This is a genomic window from Enterobacter sp. E1, from assembly GCF_016809815.1.
Lineage (GTDB): Bacteria > Pseudomonadota > Gammaproteobacteria > Enterobacterales > Enterobacteriaceae > Enterobacter > Enterobacter adelaidei.
The window spans coordinates 237,442-263,482 of sequence record NZ_JAFBJM010000004.1; the positions used below are offsets into that span (position 1 = coordinate 237,442).

The 26,041-nt window shown below is 50.6% G+C and carries 29 protein-coding genes; 12 read left to right on the forward strand and 17 right to left on the reverse strand.

Annotation, left to right across the window (positions count from 1 at the left end):
- Positions 1-11: 11 nt before the first annotated feature.
- The 5 genes from JGF26_RS12890 to uspF all read left to right on the forward strand — a co-directional run bounded on the left by JGF26_RS12890 (position 12) and on the right by uspF (position 5,674).
- Complete coding sequence (locus tag JGF26_RS12890) at positions 12-887, forward strand: hypothetical protein (protein WP_032666962.1); 876 nt, start codon at positions 12-14, stop codon at positions 885-887.
- 1,080 nt (positions 888-1,967) lie between these two features.
- Positions 1,968-3,110 (forward strand): acyltransferase, encoded by a 1,143-nt coding sequence (locus JGF26_RS12895; RefSeq protein ID WP_238934217.1) that lies wholly within the window; start codon positions 1,968-1,970, stop codon positions 3,108-3,110.
- A gap of 547 nt (positions 3,111-3,657) precedes the next feature.
- Positions 3,658-4,869, forward strand: coding sequence for a selenium metabolism membrane protein YedE/FdhT (gene yedE, locus JGF26_RS12900; protein WP_134708120.1), 1,212 nt, complete (start codon positions 3,658-3,660; stop codon positions 4,867-4,869).
- A complete protein-coding gene (gene yedF, locus JGF26_RS12905; protein WP_003856774.1) occupies positions 4,866-5,099 on the forward strand; it encodes a sulfurtransferase-like selenium metabolism protein YedF in 234 nt (77 codons plus the stop codon). The genes yedE and yedF overlap by 4 nt, the downstream gene beginning before the upstream one ends.
- 140 nt (positions 5,100-5,239) lie before the next feature.
- Complete coding sequence (gene uspF / locus JGF26_RS12910; RefSeq protein WP_028018787.1) at positions 5,240-5,674, forward strand: universal stress protein UspF; 435 nt, start codon at positions 5,240-5,242, stop codon at positions 5,672-5,674.
- Positions 5,675-5,727: 53 nt separating this feature from the next.
- Here uspF and ompW read toward each other — a convergent pair whose 3' ends face one another.
- The gene (gene ompW / locus JGF26_RS12915) at positions 5,728-6,360 is read right to left on the reverse strand and encodes an outer membrane protein OmpW (RefSeq protein WP_049006880.1); all 633 of its coding nucleotides are present in this window, start codon (positions 6,358-6,360) and stop codon (positions 5,728-5,730) included.
- A gap of 282 nt (positions 6,361-6,642) precedes the next feature.
- On the opposite strand from ompW, the gene JGF26_RS12920 reads away from it, so the two are divergent.
- The 4 genes from JGF26_RS12920 (at position 6,643) to yciA (ending at position 8,913) form a co-directional block, all read left to right on the forward strand.
- Positions 6,643-7,047, forward strand: coding sequence for a YkgJ family cysteine cluster protein (locus JGF26_RS12920; protein ID WP_134708119.1), 405 nt, complete (start codon positions 6,643-6,645; stop codon positions 7,045-7,047).
- Between the two features lie 25 nt (positions 7,048-7,072).
- Positions 7,073-7,816, forward strand: coding sequence for a YciC family protein (locus JGF26_RS12925; protein ID WP_032656704.1), 744 nt, complete (start codon positions 7,073-7,075; stop codon positions 7,814-7,816).
- Positions 7,817-7,873: 57 nt separating this feature from the next.
- Positions 7,874-8,413 (forward strand): septation protein A, encoded by a 540-nt coding sequence (locus tag JGF26_RS12930; RefSeq protein ID WP_028018783.1) that lies wholly within the window; start codon positions 7,874-7,876, stop codon positions 8,411-8,413.
- A gap of 104 nt (positions 8,414-8,517) precedes the next feature.
- Positions 8,518-8,913 carry an acyl-CoA thioester hydrolase YciA gene (yciA, locus tag JGF26_RS12935; RefSeq protein WP_008502796.1) on the forward strand — a complete coding sequence of 132 codons (396 nt, stop codon included), beginning with the start codon at positions 8,518-8,520 and terminating at the stop codon, positions 8,911-8,913.
- Between the two features lie 37 nt (positions 8,914-8,950).
- Here the strand turns inward: yciA and tonB are convergent, their stop codons facing one another.
- Positions 8,951-9,679 (reverse strand): TonB system transport protein TonB, encoded by a 729-nt coding sequence (gene tonB, locus JGF26_RS12940; protein WP_134708216.1) that lies wholly within the window; start codon positions 9,677-9,679, stop codon positions 8,951-8,953.
- Between the two features lie 220 nt (positions 9,680-9,899).
- On the opposite strand from tonB, the gene JGF26_RS12945 reads away from it, so the two are divergent.
- Positions 9,900-10,196 carry a YciI family protein gene (locus JGF26_RS12945; protein WP_028018781.1) on the forward strand — a complete coding sequence of 99 codons (297 nt, stop codon included), beginning with the start codon at positions 9,900-9,902 and terminating at the stop codon, positions 10,194-10,196.
- A 186-nt stretch (positions 10,197-10,382) separates the two neighbouring features.
- Here JGF26_RS12945 and JGF26_RS12950 read toward each other — a convergent pair whose 3' ends face one another.
- The 11 genes from JGF26_RS12950 to JGF26_RS22420 form a co-directional block, all read right to left on the reverse strand.
- Positions 10,383-11,123, reverse strand: a complete 741-nt coding sequence (locus tag JGF26_RS12950; RefSeq protein WP_134708118.1) for a toll/interleukin-1 receptor domain-containing protein — start codon at positions 11,121-11,123, stop codon at positions 10,383-10,385.
- A 208-nt stretch (positions 11,124-11,331) separates the two neighbouring features.
- On the reverse strand, positions 11,332-11,553 hold the full coding sequence (locus JGF26_RS12955) for a DNA-binding transcriptional regulator (protein WP_134708117.1): 222 nt from the start codon (positions 11,551-11,553) through the stop codon (positions 11,332-11,334).
- Between the two features lie 76 nt (positions 11,554-11,629).
- Positions 11,630-12,799 carry a phage late control D family protein gene (locus tag JGF26_RS12960; protein WP_134708116.1) on the reverse strand — a complete coding sequence of 390 codons (1,170 nt, stop codon included), beginning with the start codon at positions 12,797-12,799 and terminating at the stop codon, positions 11,630-11,632.
- On the reverse strand, positions 12,796-13,260 hold the full coding sequence (locus JGF26_RS12965) for a phage tail protein (RefSeq protein ID WP_134708115.1): 465 nt from the start codon (positions 13,258-13,260) through the stop codon (positions 12,796-12,798). Before JGF26_RS12965 ends, JGF26_RS12960 begins: the two co-directional genes overlap by 4 nt.
- A gap of 11 nt (positions 13,261-13,271) precedes the next feature.
- Positions 13,272-15,719: a phage tail tape measure protein gene (locus tag JGF26_RS12970; protein WP_134708114.1), complete on the reverse strand. Its 2,448-nt coding sequence runs from the start codon at positions 15,717-15,719 to the stop codon at positions 13,272-13,274.
- The gene (locus JGF26_RS12975; protein WP_128350889.1) at positions 15,709-15,831 is read right to left on the reverse strand and encodes a GpE family phage tail protein; all 123 of its coding nucleotides are present in this window, start codon (positions 15,829-15,831) and stop codon (positions 15,709-15,711) included. The genes JGF26_RS12970 and JGF26_RS12975 overlap by 11 nt, the downstream gene beginning before the upstream one ends.
- A 32-nt stretch (positions 15,832-15,863) precedes the next feature.
- Positions 15,864-16,172 carry a phage tail assembly protein gene (locus JGF26_RS12980; RefSeq protein WP_134708113.1) on the reverse strand — a complete coding sequence of 103 codons (309 nt, stop codon included), beginning with the start codon at positions 16,170-16,172 and terminating at the stop codon, positions 15,864-15,866.
- A 60-nt stretch (positions 16,173-16,232) separates the two neighbouring features.
- The gene (locus tag JGF26_RS12985; protein WP_063960159.1) at positions 16,233-16,751 is read right to left on the reverse strand and encodes a phage major tail tube protein; all 519 of its coding nucleotides are present in this window, start codon (positions 16,749-16,751) and stop codon (positions 16,233-16,235) included.
- Positions 16,752-16,763: 12 nt separating this feature from the next.
- Entirely contained in the window at positions 16,764-17,957 is a 1,194-nt protein-coding gene (locus JGF26_RS12990; RefSeq protein WP_134708112.1) for a phage tail sheath protein, read from the reverse strand.
- A gap of 122 nt (positions 17,958-18,079) precedes the next feature.
- Complete coding sequence (locus JGF26_RS12995; RefSeq protein WP_134708111.1) at positions 18,080-18,511, reverse strand: tail fiber assembly protein; 432 nt, start codon at positions 18,509-18,511, stop codon at positions 18,080-18,082.
- Positions 18,512-18,513: 2 nt separating this feature from the next.
- The gene (locus tag JGF26_RS22420; RefSeq protein WP_238934218.1) at positions 18,514-20,268 is read right to left on the reverse strand and encodes a phage tail protein; all 1,755 of its coding nucleotides are present in this window, start codon (positions 20,266-20,268) and stop codon (positions 18,514-18,516) included.
- Here JGF26_RS22420 and JGF26_RS22570 point away from each other — a divergent pair.
- Positions 20,254-20,523, forward strand: a complete 270-nt coding sequence (locus JGF26_RS22570; protein WP_323673946.1) for a hypothetical protein — start codon at positions 20,254-20,256, stop codon at positions 20,521-20,523. The two genes, JGF26_RS22420 and JGF26_RS22570, sit on opposite strands and share 15 nt — an antisense overlap.
- A 1-nt stretch (position 20,524) precedes the next feature.
- Positions 20,525-21,553: a phage portal protein gene (locus JGF26_RS13010; protein WP_134708110.1), complete on the forward strand. Its 1,029-nt coding sequence runs from the start codon at positions 20,525-20,527 to the stop codon at positions 21,551-21,553.
- A 331-nt stretch (positions 21,554-21,884) separates the two neighbouring features.
- On the opposite strand, the gene JGF26_RS13015 is transcribed toward JGF26_RS13010, so the two are convergent.
- From JGF26_RS13015 to JGF26_RS13030, 4 genes are all read right to left on the reverse strand, one after another.
- Positions 21,885-22,619, reverse strand: a complete 735-nt coding sequence (locus JGF26_RS13015) for a hypothetical protein (protein WP_167587193.1) — start codon at positions 22,617-22,619, stop codon at positions 21,885-21,887.
- Between the two features lie 423 nt (positions 22,620-23,042).
- Entirely contained in the window at positions 23,043-23,270 is a 228-nt protein-coding gene (locus JGF26_RS13020) for a hypothetical protein (RefSeq protein ID WP_134708214.1), read from the reverse strand.
- Between the two features lie 11 nt (positions 23,271-23,281).
- On the reverse strand, positions 23,282-23,746 hold the full coding sequence (locus JGF26_RS13025) for a DUF3850 domain-containing protein (RefSeq protein WP_134708109.1): 465 nt from the start codon (positions 23,744-23,746) through the stop codon (positions 23,282-23,284).
- A gap of 5 nt (positions 23,747-23,751) precedes the next feature.
- Positions 23,752-26,040 (reverse strand): replication endonuclease, encoded by a 2,289-nt coding sequence (locus JGF26_RS13030; protein ID WP_134708108.1) that lies wholly within the window; start codon positions 26,038-26,040, stop codon positions 23,752-23,754.
- Position 26,041 lies beyond the last annotated feature (1 nt).

Genomic DNA, 26,041 nt, shown 5'->3' on the forward strand with positions numbered 1-26,041 from the left:
ATTTGGACAACATGTTGAGAAATTTCATTTTTGGCTGGGAAGAATGTGACCTGAGTATTTACCGTCAGGCATATGCTACTTATGGCGGTAGTGTATGCACACATCCGGATGTGCTAACTTATCTTTCGAGCAAACGAAATAAAGAAATCAAGTTCTTTTGCAGAAAAAAAGATGGCATTGTCGTTTCATCAATTTATTCTATTAATGGGTCACTGAATCTCTACTCAAAATCACATCCTTTTGTTTTTGAGGATATAATTTTACCCAGCGCCACCCATTCAAAATCCTTTCTTCCCGTCAGGACGAAAAAGCTTTCACCACTACAGAAAAGTTCATTCATCAACTCCTTCAGCAGTAAAATACTGAATGATGAGATATGTCACATGAAACCGCTATTTTCTACAAAAACGGTTAGAAAAAGAAATGGGGAAAGGAGTCGTTTTCTCAAGCTTGGAGGTGAAATACTGGATGTGAACAATCTTTCCACTGACGAGATTTGCGACAGTTACATAGACTTGTTTAATGTTCGCTGGCGCGGCAAAGTATCGCCCTACCCAAGAGAAAATCTACTGGATGCCATTAATAGCTTGAGACATATGATTTTTGGATCCGCACTCGCAATCAATAAGAAAATCATAGCCATTGATTTAATATTTAAAACAGAATGCCCCGGGTGGATTTACTTCGACGACATCAATGGAGGATACGACCCTCAATACAATAATATTGGTGCGGGAAGCATCTTGCTTTGGGAAAATTATAATCGAGCCAGAGAACTGTGTGAGCAGAATGAGAAAAAAATCATTTTCTCTCTTGGGAAATACTTCAGCGGAATGGAGTATAAAAAACAGTGGTGCAACATTAGTCCATTGAGGTGTGTATTTTAATTACGTTTTGATGAAAAACCTCACGCTCACATATTATTAAATTTGAGATGAAGGCCTCTTTAAGTGTCAGGTTCATAGCGAATGTTTTTACAGGTTTTGCATGCCCTTTAACGCGATTGAATTTGCTCTGGAAGACATAGATATCCAGAGGGTTAGACAACTTTCTTTACTTAACTATGTGACACAGTATCTTGCCCGGTCTAATTGTACACGACTCAAACTTTAGTGTTGCAGCGATATGCAATACGTCATCTTTGATATCGCTATATCTAATGCTTACTATCCGGCAACTTTCAGCTTGTAAAAAAAACGTCAACCATAAATCCCTCCAGGCCTTTGAGATCCTGAACAACCTCTGGTGGATGACCATGAATTCATCAGTAGTTATAGAATCAGTTTTCGTCATTGAAAATGCCAATATCTAATTCAAACATGCCTTAACATATCATTAACTATTTAAATCGTTATTCAACGCCTGTGTAGGCTCCTGCTGAAGACGCACGGTGGATAATCGGTTGTGGATTACCAGATTATCCTGGGGCGAAGCTAGGGGATCCTTCATCTATACGAACTCGATGAGCAATTACATCTTGATCCTATGTTCTGAAGCAACGCCTCGTCAGGTATGAATGGAAATAGACGCTTACTAAAAATGCTTACTTCATTCACCAGGTAGACTATCCGCCAAGTTTCGTGAAAGCGATTAGAGCTCTCCGTTCGAGAGAGGCGATCGAGTAGAATATTTTCGCGTTAAGATGTCCACAACTGATAAGAGGCTGGTCGATATTCACGGCCAACGGCCATTAGTACCGTCACCTATCACTGCAGGTAAATGGTTGAATCAGGGAATATTTAGACGACTTAGCTGCATGCGGTGTAAAAGCTACTTACAAATGCATGTGACTTATCCCTGTGTACACTGTTGGGAATGTTAAGTGCCTCGTGACTCGAGAATCGTAAGAAATAATAGAAAATTAAATGAATTATGTGGCCTCGACGATTACAAGAAGCAATGATAGAATGGTCTCTGGGTTAGGTAAAACCCTACTATTTTTCCTATATTAATATCCGTAAGGTTTGATGATGGATTTATATTTTTCGATTTTTCTGGTTTTAACATGCTTAGCATTGGCAATAGTGATTTTTAGCCTACCGCTATTCAAATTTATAGATGAAGATACTGACCCGGCAAGGTCAAACAGTATAGACGGAGTTAGATACGTCCTTGCATCGTTTGTTATATTTCATCATATGGACTGTGCTTACACATACATAACAAAAGGCAACTGGGCCCCCACATCAGACTTATTGCTTTATATGGGAAAATATGGCGTTGCTTTATTTTTCATGATTACGGCTTTTTTGTTTTGGGGGAAAATAAGAAGATCAATCGATGTGAATTGGGTTGAACTATATAAAAAACGCTTCTACAGAATTGCGCCTCTATCAATATTCTGCTCTTTAGCAGCCCTATGTTTACTTTTCTTATTAACTGAACGGAAGGAGTTTTCTGTTAGTTTAATAAGAAACGTGCTCTCTTGGTTTGATTTCGGACTCTGGAATGACAAACCACCTGTTACGACATTCCAATTTCCTTTTATGGCTCTTGCTGGCGTTACGTGGACTTTGCGCTGGGAGTGGATTTTTTACTTTTCTCTCCCTCTGTTGTTTATGTTCAAGAAATGGTCATTTGAGTTAACCATTTTTCTTTTTGCCTTCTCAATATATTTCCTTCCAGGTTTTACTAGCGATGCATATTTATGGTCATATTTTATCGCGGGGATGTTATGCAGTGAAATTAAGGATAGGATAGTTATATCAAAAAAATCGGCCAACACCATATTTACAACCATTATCTTCATAATAATATTAGTGCAACCTACACTCTACGGGTCACCTGAGAAGATATTCCTTTGCACTCTGTTTTTTGCTGTAATTTCCGGTGCTGATTTTTTTGGCCTTTTAATTACAAAAGCAGCCATTCGCCTTGGCGCAATAAGCTACAGCTTATATTTGACGCAAGGGCTAGTCTTATTTCCAATAATCCTTCATTTTCAGGAAAATAATAAACCAGAATTAAATATACGTACTTTTTTGATTTTAATCCTATCTTACGTGGTAATATGCCTCTTCTCTTCACTCACCTACCATTTTATTGAAAGACCTTTCATAAAGAAAATTAATTTTATTGGAATCAATAAAAAAACACAAGTTATTAGATGAAAACTTCCGGCGCTTTTGCGCCGGAAGTTTAGCTCTATACAATGTCGCGCCATATTCTAAGTGTTTTTATTTATATAAGGTAAACTTTAGAAAATATTTCTCGCTACATTTATACATTATGAATGTACACTTTCACCCGCAGATGTGAAAACGTCTCTTCCGTCTTTTGCGTTAGCCCGCTTTCTAGTATAGATAACAATCTTGCCTCATTTTTTCCAGGGGAATCGTAACTTTATTGATGGTGCTATGCCCTTCACTCACGAAAGAATTTGTCTCAATTTATCTCGCGACTGAAACCATTCCATCATAGTGAAATACCTAAATCATATTCTACAACTGACATGTTCAACGAAGAGCGTGGTGGGCAATGGATCACGCTCGCTATCTGAATTCCGGGGTCGTGCTGCCGTTGGACTAGCGGCACGGTTTAATGATTGAGGTCATAAAAATAGGCGGTAATTTGGAAAAAAGTTTTAGAGAAAGAAAAAGAGTTATATATTCCAGTCCGTTAAATCAACATAAACCTTCTGAGTTCAGAGGCTTACTCATGTCATGGCAATACTTTAAACAGACTTACCTGGTTAAGTTCTGGTCACCTGTACCGGCCGTTATCGCGGCGGGGATCCTTTCTACCTACTATTTCGGCATTACCGGCACCTTCTGGGCCGTCACCGGCGAGTTCACGCGCTGGGGTGGGCAACTGCTACAACTGGCTGGGGTACATACCGAAGAGTGGGGTTACTTTAAACTCATTCATCTGGACGGCACACCGCTCACCCGCATCGATGGGATGATGATCATGGGTATGTTCGGAGGATGTTTAGCTGCGGCGCTATGGGCAAATAACGTCAAGCTGAGGCTGCCTAAAAGCCGAATCCGTATTCTGCAGGCGATTGTCGGCGGCATGATTGCCGGCTTCGGCGCGCGTCTGGCGATGGGGTGCAACCTTGCCGCCTTCTTCACTGGTATTCCTCAGTTTTCACTGCATGCCTGGTTCTTTGCCGTCGCCACGGCTATCGGCTCTTACTTTGGCGCAAAATTTACCCTTCTCCCGCTGTTCCGTATTCCGGTCAAAATGGTCAAGGTGAGTGCAGCTTCTCCACTGACGCAAAAGCCCTCTCAGGCCCGTCGCCGCTTCCGCCTGGGTATGTTGGTCTTTTTCGCCATGCTGGCGTGGGCGCTGTGTACAGCCCTGAACCAGCCGAAACTCGGTCTGGCGATGCTGTTTGGCGTGGGTTTTGGCCTTCTCATTGAACGCGCACAGATCTGCTTTACTTCGGCGTTTCGCGATATGTGGATCACCGGCCGCACGATGATGGCGAAAGCGATTATCGCCGGGATGGCGGTCAGTGCCATCGGCATCTTCAGCTATGTCCAGTTAGGTGTCGAACCGAAAATCATGTGGGCAGGTCCTAACGCGGTGATTGGCGGTCTGCTGTTTGGCTTCGGGATCGTGCTGGCTGGCGGGTGTGAAACCGGCTGGATGTACCGCGCCGTTGAGGGTCAGGTGCATTACTGGTGGGTGGGTCTGGGAAATGTTATCGGCTCGACGATACTGGCTTACTTCTGGGACGACCTCTCCCCTGTGCTTGCCACCAACTGGGACAAGGTGAACCTGCTGAGCACCTTCGGCCCCCTCGGCGGTCTACTGGTCACTTATGGTCTGCTGCTGGTAGCCTTTTTACTGGTTGTCGCACAGGAAAAACGTTTCTTCCGCAGAGCCACTGTTAAAAACCAAACGCAGGAGAATGCCGCATGAAAGAGATCGTGCCTGATTATCGCCTGGATATGGTCGGCGAACCCTGCCCCTATCCGGCAGTTGCCACACTTGAAGCGCTTCCGCAGCTCAAAAAAGGTGAAATTCTGGAAGTGGTGAGTGACTGTCCGCAGTCCATCAACAATATTCCGCTGGATGCCAAAAACCACGGTTACACGGTGTTAGATATCCAGCAGGACGGACCGACCATCCGCTATTTAATTCAGAAATAATGCTGTCACGGACGCCCCTATCAGGGGTGTCTCTCCCGCCTCAAAACCTGCCTTATATCCCACTTTGACCGCGAATACAGTGAATGTCATTACAACAGCACTACACTTTAAGTGGATAAAAAACAAACAGGAGGTGTGGCATGTTTAATTCGATTCTTGTTCCTGTCGATATCTCTGAGAGTCGCCTGACCGAACAGGTGATCCCTTATGTACAGGCAAACGCAGCAATCAGTAACGGTAAAGTTCATTTTCTGACGGTCGTTCCCTCTTTCCCCTACTACTCCTCTCTTGGGCTGGCCTATTCTGTTGAGATGCCAAAACTGGCGGAAATACAGCAGGAGGCGCTGGAGAAACTCAATGAGATGGTAAAACAGTTCAATTTGCCCGCAGAACGCGTTCAGACACATGCCATTTCTGGCGCGCCTAAAGACCAGATCCTGAAACTGGCAGACAGTATCAACGCAGACCTGATCATTATTGCCTCTCATCGGCCTGATATTACGACCTATCTGTTAGGCTCAAACGCGGCAGTCGTTGTCCGCCACGCAAAATGTCCGGTGCTGGTTGTGCGCTAGGGGAAATCCTGCAGAAAGACTGGCCGTTTTTTGGCCAGTCTCAGGAGATGAAATCAGAAACGATAACCCGCGGAGAACATAAATACCCACGGATCCAGGCGAGTACTGATACTTTGCTGCTGACCGCCTGCTTTGAAGCGTACGTCAGTATCAATATCCATGTACCAGACAGAGGCGTTAATTAACCAGTCACGGTTAATCAGATAATCAAGACCTACCTGCCCGGCCATGCCCCAGGAATCTTTCAGACTGAGGTCTGACAAACCAGCCTCTTTACCGGTATCGTTAAATTTCTCATCAAAGAAGGTCGTGTAGTTCACACCGGCGCCAATATACGGACGCACTTTGCTGCTGGCATCGCCAAAGTACCACTGCGCCATCAACGTTGGTGGTAAATGGTGAACTGTGGCGATATCGCCTGTCGGCCCAAGGCCTACGCGATGGCGGAATGGCGTTGCAGCCAGAAGCTCAACACCGATGTTATCCGTCGCCATATAAGTAAACGTTAAACCTAACTGGGTGTTATTACTGACGTTAAAACCGCCCATCCCCAGCACATTATCGGAACCTTCAGTAGGGCGAACCGTAGCCGAACCGGCACGAATAAAGAATTCGCCTGCTTCATGCGCATACGCGCCGCCAGAGAGACTGCTTAATACAAGGGCTGCCACCGCTAATTTTTTCATATCCGCTCCATCGTTGTGGTTTTAATCGCGGATGAGAATATACTCACAAATGAGTAATAAGTGATCTGCCACAGATCACATTAAAACCAGTAACTTAACATTCATTGATCTGGGTTAATTTTTTGTGGCACATTGAAAGGCAATAAGTTGTTCCCATGTCAATTTTTGGCATTTCACAGTTACAAAATTTTCCCTTTTTCCCCTCTTGCTCTTCCTCTGGTGACTGGATAATTTATCGCTCTCACAAGTTGATTTGATGCGTTCTTCTTTTGCAGGTGTGCCATGAGTGATACGAACCCGTGCATGACGTGCGGAGCCTGTTGTGCGTATTTTCGAGTCTCTTTCTACTGGGCCGAAGCCAGCGATGGTAGCGGTACCGTTCCGGTTCATCTCACAGAGCCGCTAACGCCTTTTCTGCGCTGCATGAGTGGCACCAACCAAAAACAGGTCCGCTGTGCAGCGCTACAGGGTGAGCCTGGGGTTTCGACCCGATGTTCTATCTATGAGGATCGCCCCAGCCCGTGCCGGGAATTTGCCATGTCTGGGGAAGATGGGCAGGTCAACGAAGCCTGTAACCGCGCACGCGCGCGCGTTGGATTACCGCCGCTTTACAAAGATATGCTTTTCCATACAAGCCTTGATGCTGCCACAGCAGGTGCATCCGGTGTACAATTGCCGGCTAATTAACACCTGCAATACTCAAGGAGAGTGCATGTCTATCACGGCGAAGTCTGTCTACCGTGACACGGGAAACTTTTTCCGCAATCAGTTCATTACCTTTTTACTGATCGCGTTGCTTTGCGCCTTTATCACGGTGGTGCTTGGCCATGCGTTCTCACCGAGTGAAGAACAAATTGCCAGCCTGAGCCAGGGCGACCACCTTGCAGGAAGCGTAGGGTTGTTTGAACTGGTACAAAACATGACGCCTGAGCAGCAACAAATTCTGCTGCGGGCTTCCGCTGCATCCACTTTCTCAGGTCTTATTGGTAATGCGGTGCTGGCCGGTGGCGTTCTGCTAATGATTCAGCTGGTGTCAGCGGGACATCGGGTCAGCGCTTTACGGGCGATTGGAGCCAGCGCACCGGTCTTACCTAAGCTGTTTATCCTAATCTTCTTAACCACCATGCTGGTGCAGATGGGGATTATGCTGGTCGTGGTACCAGGTGTGTTGCTGGCTATCGTGCTCTCTTTTGCCCCTGTGATGGTTGTGCAGGATAAGATGGGGATTTTTACCGCAATGCGCAGCAGCATCAGACTGGCATGGGCTAATATGCGTCTGGTGGCCCCCGCCGTGATCGGCTGGCTGCTTGCTAAAACGCTCTTGTTATTGTTTGCGCCGAATTTTGCGGTATTAACGCCTAATGTTGGCGCCGTGGTGGCGAATACGCTGAGCAATCTCATTTCAGCGGTACTGCTCGTCTATCTGTTCCGCCTGTATATGTTAATTCGTCAGTAATCCCGAGGCGGGGGGACATCGCTGTCTCCCGCCCCGCTCAGAAGATGGAATCACAGAATGAAGCAGTTTCTTGATTTTTTACCGCTCGCGGTGTTTTTCGCTGTCTATAAGTTGTACGACATTTTTGCTGCAACAAAAGCACTAATCGTTGTGACCGCCGTTGTGCTGATCTATAGCTGGATTCGCTATCGCAAAGTCGAAAAAATGGCTCTCATCACGTTCATTTTAGTGGCGGTGTTTGGTGGATTGACCATTGCCTTGCATGATGTTGAATTTATTAAGTGGAAGGTTACTGTTATTTATGCGTTGTTTGCAGCAGCGTTACTGTTCAGTCAATGGTTCATGAAAAAGCCCCTTATCCAGAGCATGTTAGGTAAAGAACTAACGCTGCCGCAGGTAGTCTGGTCGCGTCTGAATACTGCCTGGGCAATCTTCTTTATTCTCTGCGGTCTCGCTAATATCTATATCGCCTTCTGGCTGCCGCAGGATATCTGGGTCAACTTTAAGGTCTTTGGCCTGACCGCGCTGACGCTTATCTTCACGCTGTTAAGCGGTGTATACATCTATCGTCATATGCCGCAGGACGACAACCACTGATTAATGACTGACCAGAACGTCAACGACAGGCGTTCTGGTCTATTCTCTCCGCACGCGAATCATAGTAGCATCCCGCCTGAAGTCTTCCGTTACGAGTTAAAACAATGACAACAACTAACGCCCCTCAGGGCGAACTGGTTTTACGCACACTGGCAATGCCCGCTGACACCAATGCCAATGGCGATATTTTTGGCGGCTGGCTGATGTCGCAGATGGATATGGGCGGCGCAATTCTGGCAAAAGAGATCGCCCACGGGCGCGTGGTGACGGTGCGGGTGGACGGCATGACCTTCCTGCGCCCGGTTGCGGTAGGGGATGTGGTCTGCTGCTACGCGCGCTGTGTCAAACGCGGCAATACCTCCATTTCCATCAACATCGAGGTCTGGGTGAAGAAAGTCTCTTCTGAGCCGATTGGGCAGCGTTATAAGGCCACCGAAGCACTGTTTATTTATGTCGCCGTGGACAGCGAGGGTAAACCTCGTCAGCTTCCACAAGCCTGATCGACAGGCAAAAAAAGCCTCCTTTCGGAGGCTTTTTTTATTCCATCTGCGCCCCGCCGTTCAGGCGGAAAACGATATTCACAATAAGTCCGCTGCCCGGTTTTCCGGCTTCATAGCGCCATCTGCGCATCGCCGATTTCACTTCGCGCTCAAACATATTAGAAGGTTGAGCAGATAAGATTTCCACGTTATCTACGCGCCCATCCGCAGTGACGTCAAATTTTACCCGTACGCGGCCTTCAATACGTAAGGCCTGAGCTCGCGCCGGGTACTGGGGCTGGTTGCGGCTTACGGCACGCGGGCCCACTGGCGCGGTAACCGTTGGCTTTGAGGTCGTTGCCGTATTGTTCATCACCGGACGCGAAGGCGCCGCATTCTCGACCGTCTGTGTTGCGCGCGGTTCAACCGGACGTTCATCGCGTTTTGGACGCTCCTCGACCTTCTTCACCGGTTTTGGCTTCGGCTTAGGTTTTGGCTTCGGTTCAGGCTTGTGGATCACCACCGGCGCTTCCTTCGGTGGCGCCGGAACAGGCTCGGGCTCTGGCTCCGGCTCCGGTTCAGCCACTGGCTGTGGCGGCGGAGGGGCAACCTGCGGCGGTTCAAGATCCGCTGGTGATACCATCGTCACCGAAATCGGCTGCGCGGGCGCGGGCATTTCAATAACCTGATGAACCGAGGTATACAGCAACCCCGCCACAACAGCACCGTGAATCACGACAGAAAGCAGCGTCGGCCAGGGAAAGCGGCGAGGTAAATCAAGGGTCATCGAAGTCATATTCATCAACGTTAAAAAACCGAACCCTGATTTTAAATGCAAATAGCAATCATATTCAATAAGACACTTTGTTCTGGAGCAACTTTAGCGCATGAGAGGCCAAAAAAGTCGCATTCAGATCAGGGTTTTAACATTGTTTTTATTTTACATTGCAGTCGTTTGCCCTTTCACATAACGTAACTGACACTTTTACCGGTTAAGGAGCTTCGCCGTGTTTTACGTGATTTACTCTGAAGATGTTGCTGATTCGCTCGAAAAACGCCAGGCTGTGCGCCCTGCGCATCTGGCACGTTTGCAGCTGCTCCAGGATGAAGGCCGTTTACTGACCGCCGGCCCTATGCCTGCAGTAGACAGCAATGACCCGGGTGCCGCCGGTTTTGCCGGTTCCACAGTGATTGCTGAGTTTGAATCTCTGGAAGCTGCTCAGGCCTGGGCTGATGCGGACCCATACGTTGCGGCCGGTGTGTATGCGAAGGTGACGGTTCGCCCTTATAAAAAAGTGTTCTGATGTTAAAAGGCTCCAGCAGGAGCTTTTTTTAACGCTTCAACATATTGAAATAAAAGGATTTATTTCATTTCATGTCCACACAATGACCACATCGATAATGAAGCCCCGTCATTACGGGGCTTACTCTTTAAATAAACTGTTTGTAAATATGATGAAGCAGTTTTTGCCGTTCTATTTGGAATTACTCTAGCCTACAAGCTTATTTAGAACAGCATAGTGCTTACCTTTTGCTGTCAGTCTAACATCATTGTCAGGATCTTGAGTCAGTAGCCCTAAAGACTTCGCTTCTTCGATATAAACATCCAACATTATTCGGGAAACTGACGATTGTGCTACCAAAAAATCATACCGGATGTAATCTTGTGTATGTCCCTCATACAGCGCAACAATTTGCTTCATTATTTCAAGAACACCATCCCCCGTACGGTTAGGGGTTATCATTGAAGCGGGTGCAAAGGGATTATTGGATATTGGTGGTTTTTCATATAAAGGGGCATTATGCAATGTCCTTATAAGCTCATCAAATGAAAATTCATAGTGATCTGGAAGAGAAAAATCCAAATGTAGTTTTGTCCTTAAAAAGGTTGGCACATCGCGGCTTCCACTTTGCCTAATTAGTGGAATAACTTTCTCAGAATCAATAGCCTTCAATAAATCTGCTGTGACGATCATTTTTTCGTACCCTACGCCTCCAGCGCCTGAATTAGCTTTCTCGACATATTTCTCAGTACAAATCATAAGAACACGGTCAGCAGAACTTAAACCTCGCTCCATAAAGTGAGTGAGGTCACCGCCAGGCTTTAAATCCCACTGATCAAGAATAGCATCGACACCGTTATTTCGTAGTCGAGTTGCCAAATCCAATACCCATTTTTTATGTTCTTGCGAATCGTGCGAGTAAGACACGAATACTTTGGGAGTCGTCATTACTTTTCCTTATGTATTTCCCAGTATTTTTTCAGGTGAAAACCCACAACCTGATATCCAAAAATTTAGAGTCTTAAAGACTAACTTGATCTTCATCACCAAATAAAGGTAAAACCGAGATAACAAATTACGTAATGGTTTAAAAAAACAAACAAATCATCCATTGACATTAAACATTATTTTTTAAATGCGCATGAAAAAACATTTATCACAGCCATTGCATCTGATGTTGTCCTGATGTTGTGGGGTGCGGCCGCGCGGGTACTACTTCACCCGGTGAAACTATAAAGCGCTCGACAGTCTCAGTGGTCACAAACGTTGCGCTGCAATTGATGTTAGTGCACTGGTGATAACGCTCTTTGGTCGTGTCAGTAAAATACCGACTTGTGCGAGCGTGGGCGGCGTAATGGCATTTTGGACAGTGAAACATGGCGAGCACCTCAAAGCGTTTATGATGTATCAATTTTAACCATTAAATCACTATACATCAAAGACATAAATCAATTTTATTGCATTACATCTTCGCTTTCATACTCCACATCCGAAACCTTAACCTCAAGCTCTAAGCCCGTCGTGTAGCCGTTCCCGTTAAGGTTATGCACCACCCGGCTGATTATCCACGCCTGCTCGTCTATAACGCGCTTAAAGCCTTTCACCGCGATGGGCGTTTCAGGAAATAAATCTGCCCGGCCAATCGCCAGCGAGATTGAAAACTCCGCAACGCCGCGCTGCAGTTTGTTCCACTTCGCCTGAGCGGCGCGCATGGCCTGCGCCTTTGTCGCGTAGATGGTCGTCAGCTCCAGCACGTTATCAGCCTCACCGGCCATATACTCACCCTCGCGCGCTTCCTGCTCTTTTTTGGCTTTAGTCTTTGCCGGGGCTTTTGTCGCTTTCGGGTGCTGCAGCGCGCGGAGGTGCTTCTCTTTGGGCTTACGTTTGAGCTTCACCTTTTGCTTTTGCGGCTTCGGGTCTTTGGTGTGCAGCCATTTTGCCGACACGCCGGTGTAGGCTTCCCGGTCAGCAATGGCAAACTGATGACGATCGCCGTCCCCGCGCTCAAGCATCATCTGCGGAATGGGCTTTCCGCTGGCCGTCTTACCGCTCCCCGCTTTCAGGAATAACAGTTTTCCCGCTTTTACCGAAACCGACGCCCCGTTCCGTTCAGCCAGGCGGGACAGAAACACCGCGTCGGATTCCTGCGACTGGTCAATGTGAGGCACTGCGACGGCTTTCAGCGTGTCGGCCACGCTGGCCGTCAGTTTATTTCGTGCCGCAATCGTCTCAACAATTTGCCCGAGCGTGGTGTCATGCCATGACTGTTCCCGGCGCGAGTTCAGCGTCCCGCGAAAATCGGCGCTTCGCCCCCGGATGGTCAGCGTATCAGGTGCGCCCCTGTGTTCGATTTCGTCGACCGTGAACGTCCCTTTTTTTATCAGCGCGGCCCCCTGCCAGCCTAACCACAGCGTCAACATTGCTCCGCGCGGTGGCAAAGCTATCTGGCCGTCAGTGTCATCGAGCTCGATATCGAGCTGGTCGGCCTCGAATCCGCGATTATCGGTCATGGTCAGACTGATAAGGCGGTCACTAAAATCCTGCGTGATATCCTCGTTATACAGCTTGAGCATAAACGCCGGGGCTATCTTCGCCCCGGCCTGAATATTCATACCCGTAATCATCCTGCCAGCCCTCCCAGCCAGTTACCGGCAGACGTGACCAGATTGTCGGCCTGCGTCTGCAGGTCGCCATAAATGGCCGCGAGCGATTTATCGACCCGTTTAAGGGAAAGGCTAAACTCGATTTTTCTGGCCGCTCCGTCGCTGAAAAGTTCGGTGTGCGTGTGCGTTACCTTGTCGATGACGTACATGCCGTGGATCATGCCCGTTCCGTCAATCAACGGCCACGCTCGCCCCTCGTCGGCCATCAGCTCGATGGCGGTCAGCGACAGACGGCCACCTGTGATTTCGGGATAGAGCACGCCCGACAGCGTGCGCGTGGTTTCCCCTTCCCCGAGATATTGATAAGCCGGTGGCTTGCCGATACGGTCGTTTGACACCCAGCGGTAATCCTTCGAGTACTGCATTGACTGATGCGGTATCGTGCGGCGCTCAAACACAAATAAACCTAAAACCATTAACATGCATTTCCCCCTCAGTCATGGCGCATACTTGAGCGCTGGCGCGCACGGTTTTCCCGGTCAAGTTTATCGACTGCCTCGCGGAGCTGACGGTCGAGGTCGCTACCCGGCGCGATACCACCACTCAGGTGAATGTTATATTCCGGCTTGCTCTGGTCGACGTAAGTCTTTCCGGTGGGAGCCGTTACCGGCTGATATGCCTGATAACCGCCATATGTTGAGGTTGCCGGAATATAAGACCCATTTTGCGAGCCCGTTGCGGCATTGGTTTTTGCTGCGGTCTGGTCGAGTTCACCCGACTCTTTTTTGATGACGCCCAGCTTTTCCAGCAGCCAGTCAACCTTTCCGCCGAGGAAATTAAAAAGTCTGACAGGAGCCATCAGAGCATTAGCAAGGTCTCGACCAAACTCCACCCCGACATTTCTGCAACTGTCGAGAGACGTCTGCGTCGCTTTAACTGGTGCAATCAGGTCAGTGAACCACTGCCAGACCTCGCGCAGCTTTCCCGACACGGCGTCAAATACCGGAATGAGCGGTGAAAACATTTCATTTAATGGCGCGATAACGGCTTTCAGCCCTTCACCTACTCCCGAGAAAAATGCGCTCAACGGCTCCCAGTATTTACGAATCAGCAGCGCACCGGCCACAACAGCAGCGACCACCGCGACCACCGGCAAACTAATTGCGCCAACGGCAGCGACAATGGCACTTCCTGCAGTGGTGAAAACGACGCTCAGCAGACCGGCTGCAGCAATAATCCCGTTAATCCCGGCAATGACCGGCCATGCAATCAGCCCAATCCCGCCCAGCACACCTATCAGCGCCAGCCCTCCGGCAACAAGGTTAAACAGGGTTTGCGTCAGTTCAGGGTTTGCTTTCGCCCACGCGGCAACCTTGCCGAGCCAGTTTGTCGCGGAAACGGTCAGGCGTCTCAGAGCTGAATCCTCTTTTTCGAAAACCTCAATCTGCAGGTCTTCCCATGCTGACTGCAGGTTTTTCAGATCGCCGTCGAGGTTATCCGTCTGGACTTTCGCAATGCGCTCGGTCGTGCCTTTCGAGTCGCGGATTTGCTGGCGCTTATTATCGAGTGAGCCATCACCGGCTGCAGCGACGAGTTTAATCGCGCCCTTCATGGCCTCCTCGCCGAAAATCACTTTCAGATATTCGCCCTGCTCAGCCGTACCGAGCTTGTTTTTCACAAAGGACTTGTGAATATCTTTGAGGATTTTCTCGACCGGCAGCATGTTCCCTTTGCTGTCGCGGGTTTTCACGCCCAGCTCAGAAATTGCCTCTACGGCTTTACCCATAGGAGCCTGCAGACGGTTGAAAATGGCGCTTGCCCCCGTCCCGGCCATCGAGCCTTTAATCCCGTTATCTGCCAGAATACCGAGCATGGCGGTCGTGTCTTCAATGCTCGCCCCTGCAGCCTCTGCGATGGGTGCGACATACTTCATCGCCTCGCCCAGCTCGACGAGACCGGTATTTGATGACGTAAAGCCTTTCGTCATCACGTCCGCGACGCGCTCAATCTCAGTGGTCGGCAGGTTAAATGCCGACTGCATGTTAGTGATAATGTCGGCGGCTTCTGCGATATCCACGTCGGCCGCGAGGCTCAGGTTTACGGTCGAGCCGGTCGCGGCCAGCACATCATCGGCGTTATAGCCCGAGCGCGCGAGCGTGGTCTGAGTACGCGCCACATCACCCGGTGAAAAGGCGGTTGTCGCACCGATATCACGCGCCTGTTGACGGATGGCCGCGAGCTTATCATCGCCCTTATCGAGCCCGAGGATCGCCTGCGTGCCTGACATCTGCTTATCAAAACCGATGCCCGGCGCAATAAAGCGTGACGCACCATAAAGCCCGGCTGTCGCCACCCCGACGCCCACCATCCCGGCATTACGCGCACCGGCGGCAAGCTGTTGCCCGGATTCATAGCGACTTTTTACGGCGCTGAGTCTGCTCTGCTGCTGACTGACGCGCGCCAGCGCCTCACGTTGCCGGTTTAGCTGCGTAGTGGTCTCACTGATGCTGGTTTTCAGCCGGCGCTCATCCGCCGACAGGGTGCGGGTATTAATCCCGGCCTGCGCGAGTTCGGTGCGCTGACGCTGTACCGACTGCCTGAGGCTGTTGTATTTGAGCTGCAGGTCAGCGGCGGATTTCTTTGCCGCTTCCATCGCGCGCGCCTGCGCGGTTGTAGGGTTCTGCGTGTTTTTAAACTGGACGGCCAGCGCGGCGGCTTCCTGTTTCGCCTTGTTAAGCGACTGACCGGTCACGGCAAGCTGTTTGCTCGCTTTCCTGAATCCGTCAATTCGGGACGCCTGCGCATTCAGATCGCGCAGGCTGTTTTGAGAAGTGCGGATGTCGCCAGCAAGGGTCTTGCTGGCAGTCTGGATAGCTTTGAGCGGTCGGCTTGCCCGGTCTACTGCGTTCAGCAGTACCTCAAGTCTGACGTTATTGCTCATGGTGGTGTCCGCTTCGCTGCAGCGCCTTATCGCGCCATGTGATGAGTTCGGTCACGCTCAGGGAGTTCAGCTCTGATGGCGGCCAGTGAAATATCACCGCGATATCCGCCATCAGGTCATCGACCGACAGGTTGTCGGAAAAATTCAGCGAGCCGAAGATGGCGACAAAAAACCGACCACCTTACCGGCGAACAAAATCAGGTCTGATGCTTCCAGACGCATGACCTCGTGCTCGGTCAGCGCCGGGTAAGTCATGCGCGGCAGCACCTTAATCAGCGCATCGACGTCAGAGTTTGCCAGCGACGCCAGACTCACACCGCGCAGGGTTCCGGCATTGGGTTTTGTAACGGTCACCTGTTCGATTTTCTGCTCACCGCGCATGATTGGATTATCGAGGATCACAATGTTCGGGTTTTCGGTTTCGGTGGTGGCGGTTTCGTTGATGTTTTCCATGATGTTGCTCTCTTTGAATGTGAGTAAGTGACCGGCCAGCCTGGCTGACCGGTTAACGGGTTACAGGCCAATCGCCCGGCGGTGCTCAGCGAGACGGTCGACGCCGTCGACTTTCATCACCATGTTGACGACGTCAATCTCGATGACCTCCTTGCCGTCGATCGTGAGCTGGTAGTACGAGCACTCGGTTGCGATTTTGGTCGTGCCGCTTTCGCCCTGTTTGTTCTCGCCGCCGTCGTACTCCTTGTGACGGCCACGCATGACCACCTCAACGGCGGAAATTTCGCCGGTGTCATCGCGCTGGAAAGAGCCTGTGAAGCGCAGCGGCACGCTGTCGGCACCCGGTGACGCGTACTGCGCCCACAGCGCGACGTCAGGCAGACCGCCCAGCGTCCACTCAAGCGACAGCGCGTCGTCGTCGAGGCCGAGGTCGATTGACACCGAGCCCGGCATCCCGCCGCCACGGTATTTCTCAAGCTTTCGGGTCAGCTTTGGCAGGGTGACGGATTCAACGACGCCCATGTAGCTGAGACCGTCGTTAAACATATTCAGGTATTTGAGTTTGCGTGGTAACGCCATGCTCTGAGCTCCTTAGCTGTTGACCGAGTCTGACAGGTCTGCCAGATAGGTATCAGTGATGCGCTGGCGCAGGGTCAGGTTTTCCAGCGGCGGGACGGGGGTGTAGTCGTAGTCAATGTACAGTTTCCCGGCTTTCAGGGTTTCCACGCTGTTTGACTCCGGGTCGTACCAGCATGAGCCGTCAACGATATAGCCGTTATTTTTCAGCTCGCGGAATTTCGCATTGATACCGGCGACGATGTCGCGGATGAGCGTTGCTGTAACGGGTTTATCCATCGCCCACGCGTGCGCCTCCGCCATCGTGTCGGCCAGCACCTGCGCCGTGCGGGTGTAGTTTTCAAACACGAATAACGGATCGTCCGAGCAGGTGCGGTTACCCCAGAATTTAAAGCCGTCGTTGCGGATGAGCGTTGTCACCCCGGCCTGATTCAGCAGATTGGCGTCGGTGGCCTGCTCCTGCAAATCCCATGAGACCGAGGCGCTGACGCCGGTAACACCATTCACGCCGACGTTAGACAGGGTTTTGTGCCAGCCGGTTTCCTGGTCGATTCTGGCACGCAGGCCGAGCGCGCGGGCGGTCGCCCATGCAATATCGGTTTCGTTTGCAGTAGTGTCCCATGCCAGAAAATCAGGGTGAATCACCATGAGCTCACGCTGGCTGAAGTTCTCGCGGTATTTGATGGCGTCAGAAATGGTCTTGCATCCCCACGCGCTCACATAGCCGAACGCGCGCAGACTCTGGCAGGTCGACGCAAGCGCGGTCGCCACTTCCTGCGTATCCAGCCCCGGCACGCCGAGAATGCGCGGCTTAACGCCGGTGACGGTTTTCGCCGTTAACAGTGCTTTCAGACCGGTGTATTTGCCGTTCTCATCCGTCGTGCCGATGATGTTGGAAATGGTCTCTTTTTGTGCCGCTTCCGGGTCGGAAGGGTCTTCGATACCTTCGGGAACGCGCACCACCACAATGACCGGTTTGCACTGGTCGGCGATGGCCTGCAGGGATTTTGCCAGCGTGCCTTTTTTACCGGCTTTACCGATAGCCGTTTGCACACTGGTAATCAGCACAGGCTCGTTAAGGGGGAATGTCTTTGCGTCAGCATCGCTGGCCGTGCAGACCATGCCGATGATGGCCGTCGAGACGGTGGAAATGGTGCGCGTGCCATCGTTAATCTCGATGACCTCGACGCCGTGATGATAGTCGCCCATCTGTTTAACTCCGTGGTTAAGGGGTGCGACTATTTTCTGTTGTGTGTTCTGCGGGTGCGATGCAATGCCGTTGGCGGGGGAATGAGACAACAAACAAAAGCCCTCCGGGTGGAGGGCTCAGGTTACGAGGTGAATTCAGGCCAGTGAATATCCGGGGCTTTCGACGTATCCACTGCCTGTAATGCATCGAGATAATCCAGCCACAAATTGTACTCAGCCAGCTCTTGACCTTTAAGCCGTCCGATCGCAGCCTTTCCTGGCCATTGCTTCGCATTGATACTGGCGTTAGCAAAGTCGATTAATCGCGATTTTTCAGACTCCGCCATTGCAATCAGTTGCTCTCTTGTTGGGGCGGGAACGGCCTCCCATGCCGGAAAACCATCGTCACCAGCAATCCGGTACTTATCCGTATGGCTTACTGAGGTGAACTCAAGAAAACAGGCTTGACTGACTTTCCTTCCGTCCTCAGGCCATGATCCGGCAGCTACATAATCTTCTTTCATATCTACCGGATAGAAGGCGTTATTTTTGGCGCTATAAATGAATTCCGACATTTTTATGCTCCGATAGCTTCCCAGGCAACGTCAACAGCCATGCCCTGGGTAATAGTCTTGTTGGTTAAATTCACAGCAATAGCCTTGAGCCGAATTTCTGTCTTGCTTATAGCCTCCGCCGTGGCAAAGCATGGCGTATCGGTCAGCGTTGAAGTCCCGCTTGCGCGGCAATTCAACACCCCATTCGGGAAAGGAATAGCGAAGCTATCAATCGAAAAATCTGTGCTGGCATTTGCAGCGGGGATACTGATTGTCCCCCATTGACGAATCTTTCCTGACGGTAGCTTTTCATACCCTTTTACGGAAGCAGAAAACTGAAAGGTGCTCATGTCTGGGATTTGCCCTGAACCAGTCCCTACAGATTTAGTTGCTGCGCTACCCAGTTGAAGGGCTGTTCTGGCACCTGCGGCATCAGTTGCCCCAAGACCACCGCGCGAAAGCGGCAGAGGGATTGTCTTGCCCTTTAAATCCAGCGCGCCCCAGTCTCCGTTTTTATCTACGAAAACAAAAGCTGTTGCGCCTGGTGAAGACATTGTCGACCGGTCCTCATCGGAACCAAACGAAGAAACCCCCAGTCGCACTCTGGCACCGAGCAATGTGTTTGATCCCGTTCCACCATTGTCAATCGCTAAAGGTAAAGGGTTTCCCGCTGAGTCCTGAACCCCCCAATGTCCGTCGTCGTCAATGTATAAATAAGCGTTCCCATCAGGTGAGGACATGGTGGTAAGCGTCCCGTCACCGCTAAAGGACGCAACCCCTAATTTCACCCTTGCACCCAGCAGTGTGTTTGCTTCAGTACCCCCATTGGCTACCGCTAATGGTAAGGGGTTGCCAGCAGAGTCCTGTACCCCCCAGTGACCAGAAGACGTGATATAAAAAAATACCCCCCCTTTGGGAGCTGATACACTGGTGAAGTTATCATCAGTGTGGAAAGCACCTAATTCGAGGTGTTGTCTTGCCAGCGCCGGATCTGGTAAATCAGCAAGGTTACGCTCTTTAGCCAGTCTCGCACTTGCGTTATCCATCGCTATTTTTACGGCTTTCGGTGTTGCTGCGAGCGTCTCAGACACGCTGTCGGTCGTGCTACTGAGCTGAACAATACCCTTTTGCGCCGTGGTTGCGCCCTGAGCCGTGTATTTACCGTTAGCAAGGTCATACGCCGCCTTGACCGCTTTCGGCGTCGCTGCGAGCGCCTCAGACGTGCTGTCGGTCGCACTGCTTAGCTGCGTGAAACCCTTTGCGGTGAGCGTGGCGTCAGGATGACGGCGGGACTGCTCATGCTCAGCGATTTTATCGTCAACATAGTCCTGCGTTGCCATCACCGTTGAGGCGTCAATCGTCAGCTCGACTGACTCGATGTCGCTTACCATGATGACCATACGCACGGTCTGCGCGCGGCCTGACCCCTCCGCCAGCTCCGGCTTGTAGCTTTCCGCCATGTTGCCGACGGCAATCAGCGTGCCGGTGTCGTCATAGAGCCCCATTTCGCGCATCCAGAAACCGCCGGTTTCAGGCGGGATGAGCAGCTCGGCGATCACATAGTTTTGATTCTTGTTGTCCTGGCTGATTTTGTTCAGCGTATGGCGCCAGACTTCATTGACGAGCTTTGTCTGGCTGGCATCAGGCACCGGCAATGTGCCGCCACCGTCACCGATGGCCATCGCCGTAAAATTCACTTTTTTCCCGTTCGGGACGGTCGCTGCAGCAAGCTTAATCGCACCGGCTTTGGTGATGACCGTTTTATATTTTACTGTCATGGTGTTCTCACTTATCCGGGCACCATCCGACGCGGGTGTCTGGAATATGACGCCGGGGCGACCGACATCACGCAGTCATTTATGGCTATCCGCAAAACCATGACCAGCAGTGGCCGCAGCGCCACCTATGAAGCCAGCCGCAGTGAGGAGGCCAGCCACGCGGATATCGCCTGGGCAACCATGCACTCGCTGTTAAACGAGCCGCTTTCCGCTGGTAGCGGTATGCAGTCAAGCTCCATTCTGGATATTAACTAAGATGAAAAAACGCCAAAAGAAACAGCCAAAACAGACAGCAACCATGACCGCCAGCGCATCACAGAAAATGGAGGCATTCACCTTTGGTGAGCCGTCGCCCGTTCTGGATCGCCGCGATATCCTCGACTATGTCGAGTGTATCAATAACGGCAAATGGTACGAGCCGCCGGTCAACTTCTCGGGGCTGGCGAAAAGCCTGCGCGCCGCAGTACATCACAGCTCCCCGATTTACGTTAAGCGCAACATCCTGACGAGCACCTACATTCCGCACCCGTTGCTGTCACGTCAGGACTTCAGCCGCCTTGTGCTCGATTATCTGGTGTTTGCCAACGGCTATCTCGAAAAGCGCATGAGCGTGACCGGCCAGCTCATGAAGCTGGAAACCTCCCCGGCCAAATACACCCGCCGTGGCGTCGAGGATGGCGTTTACTGGTACGTGTCGAGCTTTACCCACCCGCACCAGTTCGCCCCCGGCTCGGTGTGCCATCTGCTTGAGCCCGATATCAATCAGGAGCTCTACGGGATGCCGGAATACCTTAGCGCGCTCAATTCCGCCTGGCTGAATGAATCCGCCACGCTGTTTCGTCGAAAGTATTACCAGAACGGCGCGCACGCGGGTTACATTATGTACGTGACCGATGCGGCGCAAAGCAGCACCGACGTTGAGGCGCTGCGCTCCGCCATGCGTGACTCGAAAGGACTCGGTAATTTCAAAAACCTGTTTTTCTACGCACCAAACGGGAAACCGGATGGCATCAAGATTGTGCCGCTGAGTGAAGTCGCCACAAAGGATGATTTTTTTAACATCAAGAAGGTGAGCGCCGCTGACCTGCTCGACGCGCATCGCGTGCCGTTCCAGCTCATGGGCGGCAAGCCTGAAAATATCGGTTCGATGGGCGATATCGAGAAAGTGGCACGGGTGTTTGTGCGTAACGAGTTGACGCCGCTGCAGGAGCGTTTCAAAGAAATCAATGAATGGCTCGGTATGGAAGTGATCCGCTTTAAGGATTACAGCATCGAGACAGAATAAACCCCGTCTGAAATGCCGCCTTTGGGCGGCATCCCCTCAGAGCCAGCCAGACGCTGCACACGCCACGTAACCCCGCGACAACCTCACGATTCAACCTCAGCACTCAGCACGCCACCACGACTCACACAGACGTGCAAAATAAATCCTGTCACCACGTCTGGCGCGCAGTGCTATCCCCGCCTCGCCTGCGCGCTTAACGGGTCGCTTTTAATGCAGTTGCATGGATACTCTGGAACCGCACTAGGTATGGTGTGGCGTGACAAGATCGTTCAACCATGACGCATGCAAAATCATGCACCTAACTTATGCACACATAACGGCATAGCTAATGTCATGTAATTATCCGACAAAATGCGGCAGCTTCCGGGCAGCTAAGTAGAAATGGTTTAATGGCTCTTTTGTCATAAGTTTGCCAGAGAAATCTAAATTCTTTCTGTTCAGAATAGGTGTCTTTAGGCTTAACGAATCCGATTATACCGGGCATAGCCTCATGTACCGAGTGGTCTCTTGTATCGTAAGTTATTGGACCCATATATCCATCTTTTAAAGGGATGATAGTATGCAATTTTGTAGAAATTACTTCGAAAAATTGTTTTGGATCAGATATCTCCACACAATAATTACCGAAAGTATCACTCAGCTTTGATGGGTCAAATTCCTGTGTCATGCAAAGCACATATGCATCTGGTATGGAGAATGAGTGAAAGCCACCTATTAATGTTATGTCTTTTGCTCCCGGATGGACTCTAATGCCAAGACGAGCTGCTTTCGTGACAAAATCTTCTTCAGTGCCATCACCATGTAAAACAGTAGACCCTGCATTATAAGTATGTGTTGCCTCTTTAGGATCTCCTTGAAGAGGGTCTTCATATTCTCGACATGTTTGAAGAGTACTTAACCAAACGTCCCCATTGCAAAGGGCTTCAGCGTGCTCTTTCTCTTTAAAAAATCTGAAGATGGTTTTTGGTGGGGTGTATGCAGAGGTTTGTTCTTTTGAAGCTGAATGCAAATCATCTTGATGACAAGAAGCTCTGCGTTCTTTTTTTAATCGGCTTTTCATTCCCATAATTAAAATCCTTTAAGACCTTGCGAAAAGTAAGATTAATTTATAGAGTTGAAATTTAACGCGCAATATATAGTTACAAACGTTGTGAGTAAAATCAAAAAGGAAACTGCTCTAGTGAATGTCTTATCATCTCTATAATTCCTCGCTTTTAGCCACTACTTTTTTCCTCGAGGTAATAAAATCCATACCATCATGTAGCGATACTGGTCGCTCGTACTCAATCATAAAAACGCCATCATAAGTGCGCCCTAATCAGTTCCCGCTGCGTGCTCTTTAGACCGCTAAAGAAAACCCAGCCTCCAGGGCGAAAATACTCTAACTTCTCTCCCAATAGACCACCTGAAAATCCAAGTCATGACCCGCCATAGCCCCTCGCCGGGCTCGTTGTTCAACACCACCGGCACTGAAGCACCGGCGCTGTTCTTATCTTTGCCGTGGTGGCTGGCATTTGGGCATGTTTACCGGTGTGATCGCATATGATTTCGGATTGCTGATGTCGCTATATCGGCGATAGTTGTCTCTCACTACACCTGCACACCCGACCAGCTCGTCAGGAGTCAGATTCTCGTTAATCATGATTTGCTGCAGGCGATGCACGACGGCCATCAGCTTAACGTTGTGTTTCGAATGCACGGGCGGTGCTGGCATCATTAGCGTATGGCTCATTTTAACCACCCATTTTTTTTAGCATCGGCGACCAGCTCGGCTGAATATTGCCATACACCATCATCGGCCACGAAAGCCCCAGCCGAAACGCCGTTAAGTGTTTCATATCCAATAGCCAGACCTAATGGGTGCAAAATTTCGTGATTAATTCTGAAAACCAGCCCTTTCTTGCTAAGTTCTTTCCAGTTCAACAGGGACATACCGCAAGGTTCATCCTGAACAAGTAACTGGACGCTCAGCATTACATAGTTTCCCACCCACACGGTTAAATCAGTAACGTCTGTGACCCTTACCGATACACGTTTCCCGGTATATCCTTGCTTAGGTTCCCACTCATGCAACCTGAGAACATCACCACAGGAATAATCACGGTCATTGATACGAAATTCAGCGCGTTTTTCCCCTGACTTCACTGCTTCAAAATGCTCTGGTGCGATTTTTAAGTCATTGATTTTGGTCATTAACTTCACTCCTCTTGCATTGAAAATCCCGGCACCCCTTCAGCAGCCGCGTATTTGAATTTTTTATCGCCATAAATCACAGTTGCCCCACGAGCCAGCACATCGAGCGCCCACCATTCCGGGGTAATGCCCTCCTGAGCTAAATCGAAACGAATTTTTGCGACGCGATCCCTTTCGGGCTTCGTCATCCTGGCTGATGGCGCTTGCTCGCTGGTTTTGAGCGGAGCATTGCTTCTTTGCTGCCGATGTTTGCGCGGTGCGCCAACTTTTAACGCCCCGTTAAGCACCTTCAGGACGTCCGGCTCATTCCAGCCAATAACCCCGCGCTTAATCAGATTTAACACCGCTGCGGCTTGCTCAGACGGTGTGGGGGTCATAACTGGATCGCCACCGTAGGTGAGCTTTCCACAGTTATTGACAGGACTCCGAGGCGCGGCAGAGCCGCTTTTCAAGGTCAAAGGCTCAACGGCCAAAACCTTTGGCACGATTCGCCATTCGGCTGTACGGGTTACATGGACACGGTGAGCCCCGAGGTGAGGGGCATAAATCCCGACAATCCTCTCGATATCTTCCTCATAGTCGTTGACCTCATCCGTCACCTTACGGGCAACCCTTACGGCCTGAGCATCACGCGGCATGTTTGCCCCACCCTGCGCGATGATGTACCGCTCAAAGTCCCCTTCATCTGCAGCAGCTCGCGCGGCTTCAACCCTGTCGTCAAACTCGCTGGCAATACTCACCCCGCGCGGCAGCTTGCGCAGTTCGCGGTAAGCGCCCATCGTCGGGAGACCAATCGGTTTAAACTGCGGGATGCGCCATGTAGACGCCCATGCGGTGACGGCTGCGGCCGTATCTTTCAGGGACTTGCCGGTGTCGTGGTCGAGTTGGCCGTCGAGCGCGTAGCCATCAATATTTTTGGCAATGTATTTAGCGATATAACCCGCTGCGCCGCCCCGATTAAGATGACGAGACTCAAAGCGCTGTTTTGCCGCTCCCTTTTCGTGTCCGTCCTCTTTGAGGGCATAACGACGCATGATTTCGTTAATGGCTTTACGCTGACCAGGTTTGCAAAACAGCATCATGTGCCAGTGAGGCGTACCGTCGTGGTGCGGTTCGACAACGCGCATCCCGTACACCTCTAAATCGTTATCTTTGAACGCGGTACGCATCAGGCTCCAGATTTGGCAGAGATAGCGCTGGCCGTCTTTGGGTGTGAATGCGGTTTCGTTCCAGCCGTGATTGAGCTGCACCGTTTTGGTTTCGCCTTTGCCGACCTGTCGGGTCGGATGATATTTCGAGGGTGTGGTCAGGGTGATAAACATCCCCACATCACCGGCGTTGGCCGCGTAGCGCTCAATCCCGGCGATGGTGTTCATCAGCTCCATGCGGCGTATCTCAGGATTTGAAATACTCCCCATGACCTTGCTGATGAGGTCGATACGCTCGCCGGTTACTTTGTTTTCGAGCTCGCAGGATTTCAGGTATTCGAGATTAGCCTGGCGGCGCGCGTGAACATCGCGGATCGCTATTTTGCTTGCGTAAGGTGAACGGTCTTTGTTGACCTCACCTGCTGCGATAAGCAGCGCCTCGCGCCAGCGCATCCGCTGCGCCTTGAGCTGGTTGACCCACCACTCGTCTTTAATCAGTCGTGAAATAGCGGAAAAGGCCATGCGGATCGTCATCTGACCCTTACGGTATTTTTTCCAGTACATCGGGGTGATGTTTAATGCGCGAGCAATACCGGCCACTTGCCCGTATAGGTGCGACTGAGCTTCATCGGTGAAAAGTGTCTCTTTCCCGCCGTAAGCCTCCGCCCATGCGTCGCTTAACTCCTCGTATTTGCTCCAGAGCTGTGAGGCAATTCTGGCCGCAAATTTCCTGAGCGCTTTGTCATTCATATCGGGCAAGCGCGCATACTGGTCGCGCTCGGACAGAAACCCAATCGAGGCGGTTTCATTCATCCCGCACAGCTCATTAACACGCTCAAGACGTGGCAGCAGCTTGCGCTCAAACGTGTTTTTAAGGAAATACAGCCCACCTAAAGGGCTCTTTTTACGGCGGATGAAGTTATAACGCGATGTAAACAGCGTTTGCAGGAAAAACGGCAGACGGTCAATCCGGTTTAAAACACCTTGCACCTGACGGAGTTCGGCACGTGTAAGGGGTCTGTCGCGGCCAATGGCCTCTTTGGTGACGTTATTCCAGGGATAAGCACCAACGAATGAATCACTGGTGCCCTTCAAAAATGGTGGTGGTGGCGAGGGGGCAACACGCCCCCGAGGTTCGTTGGACATA